Source organism: Sphaerochaeta sp. UBA5836 (assembly GCF_002432845.1).
GTDB lineage: Bacteria > Spirochaetota > Spirochaetia > Sphaerochaetales > Sphaerochaetaceae > Sphaerochaeta.
This window is the reverse complement of record NZ_DJGW01000111.1, coordinates 5069-13317: the sequence shown is the minus strand read 5'-3', so window position 1 is coordinate 13317 and position 8249 is coordinate 5069. Positions and strand designations below refer to the sequence as shown.

Genomic DNA, 8249 nt, shown 5'->3' with positions numbered 1-8249 from the left:
GTCAGCCCGCCCGCCTTTTTGGCCCTGACGGTCATCTATACCACCGGGGAGATCATCAACGCCACCAACGAGCACTTCTACGTGGCAAACAACACCCCGATCAGCCATAGGTCCCGGTTCTCTGCAATCCTTCCTATCATCATGGGGACCGGACATGCCATGGCACCGATCATCGGGGGAACCATCATCGATGCCCATTCGATGAACCTGCTTTGGATATCCACCGGCCTTGCCGCCCTGATCGGCTCGGCCGGCATGTTCATTCTCTACCTGACAGAAAAGAAAAGTCGAAACTGAACGCTTCGGGGCCTCTTTCCTAGAGCTTGGCCAACAAGGCCTCAACGGCATCCTTGGGAAAAGATTCATCTTTCGCATGCTTCACTAAAAGGTGCTTGAGCAACTGTCGTACTGCATCGCTTTGGGGGAGCATGTATCCAGCCTCACGATAACAGTCCTCTGCCATGATCCGGTTGCTCATCGCCACCGTCCTGCAAAGCTGACGGAAAACAGGGTCATCACTTTCGTCGGCCAACTTGGTTGCAAGAGCCATCTGATCGGCCTTGCTCTTGGCAAGGTCCAACAATACCGCTCTTACCGCATCGGTCTTCGGTTGCGGAGCAGGATAGTTGCCCGCAACCAGATAGATGGCATGGCTGGGACAGGCATCCACGCAAAGGCGGCAGCCGTCAAGGCACTTGGAAAAATCAATCTGGCCGTTTTCGGTGTCGGTTGCACCGGTTGGACAGATGAACAAGCAGACACAATCCTTGGTACACAGGGCGATATTTCTTGCGGCATGCATTAGACGGCCTCCTTCTGGACAGCGTGAATCTTGAAACCGGGAACCTTGCAGATCGGACAAATTTCGGGTGGCCGCTCTCCCACATATACAAAGCCGCAAATCTCGCATACCCAGACACTGGTATTCTCCAAAAGCCCTTGTTTCTGTTTCTCGTACCGTACCAACAAGCTCTTGAGCAGCTTGGAAACCTTCTCCCCCCAAACCAGCGCCCTGAGGGCTCCACGGTCAGCGGCATTGGACGCCTGCTCATTCGCTTGTGCGTACGCCTGACTCAAATCCTCGTTGATTCGATCGAGCAGCATCTGGTAGCTGGATGTCGACAGGTCGGCTTGTTTCTTATCATAAAAGGCCGCAAGCCGTCCGAACAAGGCTGCTTCCTCGCTCTTCAGCTGTTTTGAACAAGCCTTCTGCAAATTGGAGCAGAGCGCACCAAGTTCCTGGGCGGACAGTTCTCTCATGGCATCTTCCATCAGTAACCTCCTTCATGTGATACACAAGGAAGTATAGCATTGGATGACGGAAATGTGGAATTTTATGCTTGCATGCATGAATTCCTTCCTTATAGTACTGCTCACCTATCCTATTGCCCATGCAAAACCTAGAATCAGGGACCAGCGTGCATTATGCTTCCATTAAACTGAAAACTACTACCAATAGCGACTCTTCTGACAAATATCTGACATCTTCCCAATTGAAGCTGCATACTCTATCCATGGAACATTTACCGATCGGACAGGCCATCAAAGCCTTGAGACTTGCACAGAACATGACCCAGGAAGAGCTCATAGAAAAAGCCGACCTCTCGCGAAGCCAGCTCTATTACATAGAATCGGGAAAGAGAACCCCGAGGCTGCCGACGATGCAAAGCATCTGTGCAGCCCTCGAGGTCTCATTCCTCGACTTCGTACACTACGTGTATCAGTACTCGCCCACTTCCTCTACGCCAAGCATATCATCGATGGAGGCCCCAGGGGCAACCATCGGATAGACCTTGTCGTCCACGGGAATCTCACAGTCGATGACGACAGCCTCACCCAGGTCCAATGCGGCCTGGAGAATCGGCTTGGGGTCGTCTTCCCTTCGGATGCGCATCCCCTTGACGCCATAGGCTGAAGCCAGGGCAACCCAATTGATGTCGGTATCCAAGGTGGTTTCACTGTAGTGCTTGTCAAAGAACAGCGTCTGCCACTGCCTGACCATGCCCAAGGTATGGTTGTTCATCAAGAGGATGACCACCGGCAGGCGGTAGCGTGCGATGGTTGCAAGCTCGTTGCAGTTCATCCTGAACGACCCGTCCCCCGCAACATTGACCACACGGCTTTCGGGGTTGCCGACCTGCGCCCCGATGGCGGCTCCGGTCCCGTAACCCATTGTACCCAAGCCCCCGCTGGTAAGGAAGTGACCGGGCTGTACGTGCTTGAGGAACTGGGCGGCCCACATCTGGTGTTGTCCAACCTCGGTAACGATAAAGAAGTCGGGAGGAAGGACCGATTGCAGGGCCTTGAGAATCTCCTTGCTGCGAGCACTTTCGCTGTCCACACGGATGGGGTACCGCTTCTTGTACCCGGTGACTTGTTCCATCCAATCCTGGTGCAACATCGGCTTTTCAATCCGTTTGTTCAGATGCTCCAGCACCACCTTCACGTCTCCCACCACATGGCAGTAGGTCTTGATGTTCTTGTCGATTTCAGCAGGATCGACATCGATGTGGATGATTTTGGCATTCTTGGCAAAACTGCTTGCCTTGCTGACTACGCGGTCGCTGAACCGGGCCCCTATCACCACCAAAAGGTCGCAGGAGGAGACACACATGTTCGAAACTTTCGTTCCATGCATCCCCACCAGGCCGGTAAAACGGGGGCTGTACGAGTTCACCGCCCCGCAACCCATCAACGAGGTACAGGCAGGACTGTCGATGTTCTCCAGGAACCTCGACAGCTCCTCACTGGCCTTCGCCCTGATCACCCCGCCTCCGACATAACACATGGGTCTTTGGGCACTCTTGATCAAATCCAGGGCCACTTCCATGCTCTTTTCGCTGAGCCGTTCGGTCCTGGGCGCGAGCTTTTCAGGGACCTGGGGAACAAAGTCTGCGGTATGGACGGTGACATCCTTGGGGACGTCGATCAAGACCGGGCCCTGCCGGCCTTCCTGGGCAATCAAGAAGGCCTTGCGAACCGTCTTCGCCAAGTCTGCAACATCCTTGACGATGAAGTTGTGCTTGGTAATCGGCATGGTGATGCCGGTGATGTCGACTTCCTGGAAACTGTCCTTGCCCAAGAGTTGGGTGGTCACGTTTCCGGTAATCGCCACCAGGGGAACGCTGTCCATGTAGGCGGTGGCGATACCCGTTACCAGATTGGTCGCTCCCGGACCGCTGGTGGCGATGCACACCCCAACCTTGCCGGTGCTGCGGGCGTACCCGTCGGCAGCATGGCAGGCGCCTTGCTCATGACTCGTCAAAATATGGCGTATGCGCCTCTGGTTCTGGTAGAGGGCATCGTAGAGGGGGAGAACTGATCCTCCCGGGAAACCAAAAACGGTATCCACTCCCTGTTCAACCAAACACTCAATGATGATCTGGGCTCCGGTCATCTGCATGATAGGTACTCCTTATGTTCTGAAAATTGCACCGGTGGACGCACTGCTCACTTGCTTGGCATAACGGACCAAATAGCCGCTTCGGATTTCACTTTCCTTGCAAACCCAATGCTCTCTGCGCTTGGCAAGCACCGCATCATCAACCAATACATCCAAGGTTCCCTTGGGAATGTCGATCCTGATCCTGTCCCCTTCCTCGACCAACCCAATCGGACCGCCCTCGGCAGCCTCAGGGCTTACATGGCCGATGGAGGCGCCCCGGGTGGCTCCGCTGAAGCGGCCATCGGTGAGCAGGGCGACATCCTTGTCCAATCCCATTCCGGCAATGGCGCTGGTGGGACTGAGCATTTCACGCATGCCCGGCCCTCCCTTGGGCCCCTCATAGCGGATGACGATGACATCACCGGCCTTGATGCTGCCACTGAAGATTGCCTTGATGGTCTCCTCTTCACTGTCGAAAACCCGGGCGGGGCCTTCGTGCACCAGCATCTTCTCATCGACGGCGCTGCGCTTGACCACCGCCCCGTCGGGTGCCAGGTTTCCTCTCAGCACTGCAATGCCGCCTACCGGGGAGTACGGCTTTTCAATGCTCCGTATCACCTCATGGTCGTAGACGACAGCCTCTTGGTAGAGCTCTCCGATCGTCCTGCCGCTGACGGTGGGAAGCGAAGGGTTGAGCAAGCCGGCTCTCCCCAGCTCATGCATCACGGCAAGCACTCCGCCGGCTTCATAGAGGTCCTCGATATGGTGCTCTCCGGCAGGAGCCAGATGGCAGAGATTCGGGACCTTCGCGCTGATCTCGTTGGCCATGAAAATATCCAGGGCTACATTCGCCTCATGGGCGATGGCCGGAAGGTGGAGCATGGTATTGGTGCTGCATCCGAGGGCCATATCGACGGCCATGGCATTGGCAAAGGCCTCCTTGGTCATGATATCCAACGGACGGACATTCTGCTTGAGCAGCTCCATGACCTGATACCCCGCCTCCTTGGCCAAGCGATCGCGGGCGCTGTAGACGGCAGGAATGGTACCATTGCCGGGCAGCCCCATACCGATGGCTTCGGTCAGGCAGTTCATGCTGTTTGCGGTAAACATGCCGCTGCACGATCCACACGTCGGACAGGCATTGTCCTCATAGGCAAGCAGTTCCTCATCGGTGAGCAGACCGGCTGCGTGGGAGCCTACTTTCTCGAACATTACCGAAAGGCTGGTCCTGCAGGATTTCTCCCCGGGGATTTTCCCGGCGAGCATGGGACCGCCGGAAACAAAAATCGAGGGGATGTTGATGCGTGCCGCTGCCATGAGCATGCCCGGCACGATCTTGTCACAGTTGGGGACGAACACCAAGGCATCAAAGGGATGGGCGGTCGCCATGATCTCGATGGAGTCGGCAATGAGCTCGCGGCTGGCCAGCGAATACTTCATGCCGGTATGACCCATGGCGATACCGTCACAGACACCGATGACGGGAAACGATACAGGGTTTCCCCCTGCCTGCCGCACCCCGGCTTTCACGGCATCCACAATCCTGTTGAGGTGGATGTGGCCGGGAATGATTTCATTCGCTCCACTGACTATGCCGATGATCGGCATGTGGATTTCCCGGTCGGTCCATCCCAAGGCTTTCATCAACGACCGATGGGGACTCCTCTCGGCTCCCTCGGTCATCTGTGCTGAACGCTGCTTTGTAGTGTCCATCCTCTTCCTCCTCCTTTACAGGGACTGGGCGATCAACGATCCCATCTCGTTCGTACCAATTTTCTTCATACCCGGTGTATAAATGTCGGCGGTACGATATCCTAAATCCAACACCTTCGAGACAGCATTCTCAATGCAATCGGCTTCAGCTTGGAGACCGAAACTGTAGCGCAGCATCATGGCCACCGACAGGATGGTGGCTATCGGATTGGCCAGGTCCTTGCCGGCGATATCGGGTGCGCTGCCATGAATCGGCTCGTACATGCCAAAACTGTCCTCCCTCAGCGATGCCGAGGGAAGCATGCCGATGGAGCCGGTGATCTGGCTGGCCTCATCGCTGAGAATATCGCCGAACATGTTTTCGGTCACGATCACATCGAACTGCCTGGGATTGCGGACCAGCTGCATGGCAGCATTGTCCACATACAGATGGCTCACCTGGACATCGGGATAGTCCGCCTGAACGTACTTCACAATCTCGCGCCACAGCTGGCTGGTGTTCAGGATGTTGGCCTTGTCCACACTGCACAGCCGCTTCGATCGCTTTTGAGCGATCTCGAACGCCTTGCGTACAATCCGCTCAATCTCGGCCCTTGTATACGCCATGGTATCATATGCCGCATCCTCGGTTCTTCCGCGTTCGCCGAAATAGACGCCCCCGGTAAGTTCGCGCACCACCATCAGGTCCAAGCCCTCGCCGATGATCTCAGCCTTCAGGGGGCATGCATCAGCAAGTTGCTTGTACAGGATGGCAGGGCGGAGGTTGCAGAACAAACCCAGGCCGCCGCGCAACCCGAGCAGGGCTTTCTCAGGCCTGAGATTGCTTGCCAGAGTATCCCACTTGGGCCCGCCGACCGCTCCCAACAATACGCTGTCGCTGTTTTTGCAACCAGAGAGCGTCTCTTCAGGAAGGGGTATGCCGAATGCATCGAGTGCGGCTCCCCCCGCCAGGTAGCTGGATGTGGTGAAGGTATGACCGAACTTCGCCCCTACGGCGTCAAGCACCTTCAAGGCCTCCCTGACGATATCGGGCCCGATACCATCGCCGCTCACCACCGCTATATGCTTGTTCATGCCTGCTTCCCCCTGTTTGCGATATACCCCGCCAACCCGCCGTTTGCAATCAGGTCCTGCATGAAAGGAGGAAAAGGCTCGCTCTGGAACACAGAGCCGGTGGTGACATTGGTGATCGTGCCGGTGGAGAAATCCACGCTGACCACATCACCTGCCTTGATGCCGTCGCAAGCCTCGGGGCACTCCAGGATGGGAAGGCCGATGTTGATGGCATTGCGGTAGAAAATTCGGGCGAAGGTGCGGGCGATGACACAGCTTATGCCGCTCTCCTTGATGGCGATCGGAGCATGCTCACGACTCGAGCCGCAGCCGAAGTTCTTGTCGGCCACCATGATGTCGCCCTTTTTCACCTGCTTGATGAAGGTCTGGTCGAGATCCTCCATGCAGTGCTGAGCCAGCTCCTTGTGATTCGAAGTATTGAGATAGCGAGCCGGGATGATGACATCGGTGTCGACATTATCCCCGTATCTGAAAACATTTCCTTGTACCTGCATCCTAAGCCTCCATAACCTTGTTCGGGTCGGCGATGTACCCGGCGACAGCACTGGCGGCAGCCACTGCAGGGCTTGCCAGATAGACTTCACTCTTCACGTGTCCCATTCTCCCCACAAAGTTGCGGTTGGTCGTGCTCACCGCCCGCTCACCTTCTGCCAGGATGCCCATGTGGCCCCCCAAGCAAGGGCCGCAGGTGGGAGTCGAGACAGCACAGCCGCTGTCCACAAAAATATCGAACAGGCCTTCATTCATCGCCTGCTTCCAGATTTTTTGCGTGGCAGGGAAGATGAGGGCGCGTACGTGCTTGGCGACCTTCCTTCCCTTCAGAATCGCGGCGGCCTGCCTGAGGTCGCTGATGTGGCCGTTGGTGCACGAGCCGATGACAACCTGGTCGATCCTCACCTCGCCCACCTCGTCGATGGTGCGGGTATTGGAGGGAAGGTGGGGGAAGCTGACCGTGCTCTTGATCGAAGCGAGATCGATGTCATAGACCGCCTCATAGGTGGCATCGGCATCGGCTTCATAGATTACCGGCTCTTTGGGGCAGTGTTCCTTCAAGTAGGCAAGAGCAACCTCGTCCACGGGGAAAATGCCGTTCTTCGCACCGGCTTCGATGGCCATGTTTGCCACGGTGAAACGGTCGTCGATGGTCAGGTTTGCAACACCTTCGCCGGTGAACTCCATACTCTGATACAAGGCCCCATCCACACCGATCATGCCGATGATGTGGAGGATCAAATCCTTGCCGCTGACATAGGGGGCGAACGTGCCGCTCAGATTGAACTTCAGGGCGGAGGGAACCTTGAACCAAGCCTGGCCGGTTGCCATGCCCGAGGCCATATCCGTCGATCCCACACCGGTGGAGAAAGCCCCGAGGGCTCCGTAGGTGCAGGTGTGGCTGTCGGCTCCGATTACCAGATCGCCTGCCCCCACCAAGCCTTTCTCGGGCAGCAGGGCGTGCTCGATGCCCATCCGACCGACATCGAAGTAGTTGGTGATCTCATGGTCATTGGCAAAACTGCGCAGGCATTTGCACTGTTCGGCTGCCTTGATGTCCTTGTTCGGGGAGAAGTGGTCGGGAACCAGAGCCACCTTGTCCTTGTCGAACACAGTCTCCTTGCCGAACTTCGGGAACTCGTTGATGGCCACCGGAGCGGTAATATCGTTGCCCAGCACCATGTCCAAATTTGCCATGATCAACTGGCCTGCACGTACAGACTCCAGATTGGCATGGTGGGCCAGGATCTTCTGCGTCATCGTCATACCCATAGGGGAACTCTCCTTACTCTCATTCGCCCGATGGCTCTACGCCATCTGCGATTAATTTGTACTCTATACTATCACTGAGGGCAAACCAGCTTGCCTCGATGATGTCCTTGCTCACCCCGATGGTGGACCAGCTTTCCTCTCCGTCCGTCGATTCTATGAGAACCCTGACTTTGGAGGCTGTGGCCCCGGCCGAGTCGAGGACTCGTACCTTGTAGTCGGTGAGGTGAACACTCTTGAGCGTCGGATAGAACTGCTCAAGAACCTTGCGCAATGCACGGTCGAGGGCGTTGACCGGGCCTTCGCCTTCGGC

General features: G+C 56.5%; 9 protein-coding genes and 1 pseudogene. 2 read left to right on the top strand and 8 right to left on the bottom strand.

Annotated features, from left to right (window positions below; genetic code table 11):
• Window positions 1–297: pseudogene (locus B3F49_RS11335) on the top strand (MFS transporter); the annotation flags it as partial.
• 19 nt (window positions 298–316) lie between these two features.
• Here the strand turns inward: B3F49_RS11335 and B3F49_RS11330 are convergent.
• Both B3F49_RS11330 and B3F49_RS11325 read right to left on the bottom strand, forming a co-directional pair.
• A complete protein-coding gene (locus B3F49_RS11330; protein ID WP_293911158.1) occupies window positions 317–802 on the bottom strand; it encodes a 4Fe-4S ferredoxin in 486 nt (161 codons plus the stop codon).
• Window positions 802–1272 (bottom strand): rubredoxin-like domain-containing protein, encoded by a 471-nt coding sequence (locus B3F49_RS11325; protein ID WP_293894064.1) that lies wholly within the window; start codon window positions 1270–1272, stop codon window positions 802–804. Before B3F49_RS11325 ends, B3F49_RS11330 begins: the two co-directional genes overlap by 1 nt.
• 119 nt (window positions 1273–1391) lie before the next feature.
• On the opposite strand from B3F49_RS11325, the gene B3F49_RS11320 reads away from it, so the two are divergent.
• Window positions 1392–1790 (top strand): helix-turn-helix transcriptional regulator, encoded by a 399-nt coding sequence (locus B3F49_RS11320; RefSeq protein WP_349681286.1) that lies wholly within the window; start codon window positions 1392–1394, stop codon window positions 1788–1790.
• Here the strand turns inward: B3F49_RS11320 and ilvB are convergent.
• The 6 genes from ilvB to B3F49_RS11290 all read right to left on the bottom strand — a co-directional run.
• The gene (gene ilvB, locus B3F49_RS11315) at window positions 1721–3403 is read right to left on the bottom strand and encodes a biosynthetic-type acetolactate synthase large subunit (protein WP_293911152.1); all 1683 of its coding nucleotides are present in this window, start codon (window positions 3401–3403) and stop codon (window positions 1721–1723) included. The two genes, B3F49_RS11320 and ilvB, sit on opposite strands and share 70 nt — an antisense overlap.
• A gap of 12 nt (window positions 3404–3415) precedes the next feature.
• A complete protein-coding gene (gene ilvD, locus B3F49_RS11310; RefSeq protein WP_293911150.1) occupies window positions 3416–5101 on the bottom strand; it encodes a dihydroxy-acid dehydratase in 1686 nt (561 codons plus the stop codon).
• A gap of 15 nt (window positions 5102–5116) precedes the next feature.
• Window positions 5117–6175, bottom strand: coding sequence for a 3-isopropylmalate dehydrogenase (leuB, locus tag B3F49_RS11305; protein WP_293894075.1), 1059 nt, complete (start codon window positions 6173–6175; stop codon window positions 5117–5119).
• Window positions 6172–6669, bottom strand: coding sequence for a 3-isopropylmalate dehydratase small subunit (gene leuD, locus B3F49_RS11300; protein WP_293911147.1), 498 nt, complete (start codon window positions 6667–6669; stop codon window positions 6172–6174). Before leuD ends, leuB begins: the two co-directional genes overlap by 4 nt.
• Window position 6670: 1 nt before the next feature.
• Window positions 6671–7939 carry a 3-isopropylmalate dehydratase large subunit gene (leuC, locus tag B3F49_RS11295; protein ID WP_293911145.1) on the bottom strand — a complete coding sequence of 423 codons (1269 nt, stop codon included), beginning with the start codon at window positions 7937–7939 and terminating at the stop codon, window positions 6671–6673.
• Between the two features lie 19 nt (window positions 7940–7958).
• Window positions 7959–8249 (bottom strand): alpha-isopropylmalate synthase regulatory domain-containing protein (locus B3F49_RS11290; RefSeq protein WP_293911143.1); only part of this gene is annotated, 291 nt, incomplete at its 5' end.

Bases quoted from the DNA above. Each gene is read 5' to 3' on its own strand.
- B3F49_RS11325 (WP_293894064.1), bottom strand. From the start codon at position 1,272: ATGGAAGATGCCATGAGAGAACTGTCCGCCCAGGAACTTGGTGCGCTC.
- leuB (WP_293894075.1), bottom strand. From the start codon at position 6,175: ATGAACAAGCATATAGCGGTGGTGAGCGGCGATGGTATCGGGCCCGAT.
- ilvB (WP_293911152.1), bottom strand. From the start codon at position 3,403: ATGCAGATGACCGGAGCCCAGATCATCATTGAGTGTTTGGTTGAACAG.
- ilvD (WP_293911150.1), bottom strand. From the start codon at position 5,101: ATGGACACTACAAAGCAGCGTTCAGCACAGATGACCGAGGGAGCCGAG.
- B3F49_RS11320 (WP_349681286.1), top strand. From the start codon at position 1,392: ATGCAAAACCTAGAATCAGGGACCAGCGTGCATTATGCTTCCATTAAA.
- leuC (WP_293911145.1), bottom strand. From the start codon at position 7,939: ATGGGTATGACGATGACGCAGAAGATCCTGGCCCACCATGCCAATCTG.
- leuD (WP_293911147.1), bottom strand. From the start codon at position 6,669: ATGCAGGTACAAGGAAATGTTTTCAGATACGGGGATAATGTCGACACC.
- B3F49_RS11330 (WP_293911158.1), bottom strand. From the start codon at position 802: ATGCATGCCGCAAGAAATATCGCCCTGTGTACCAAGGATTGTGTCTGC.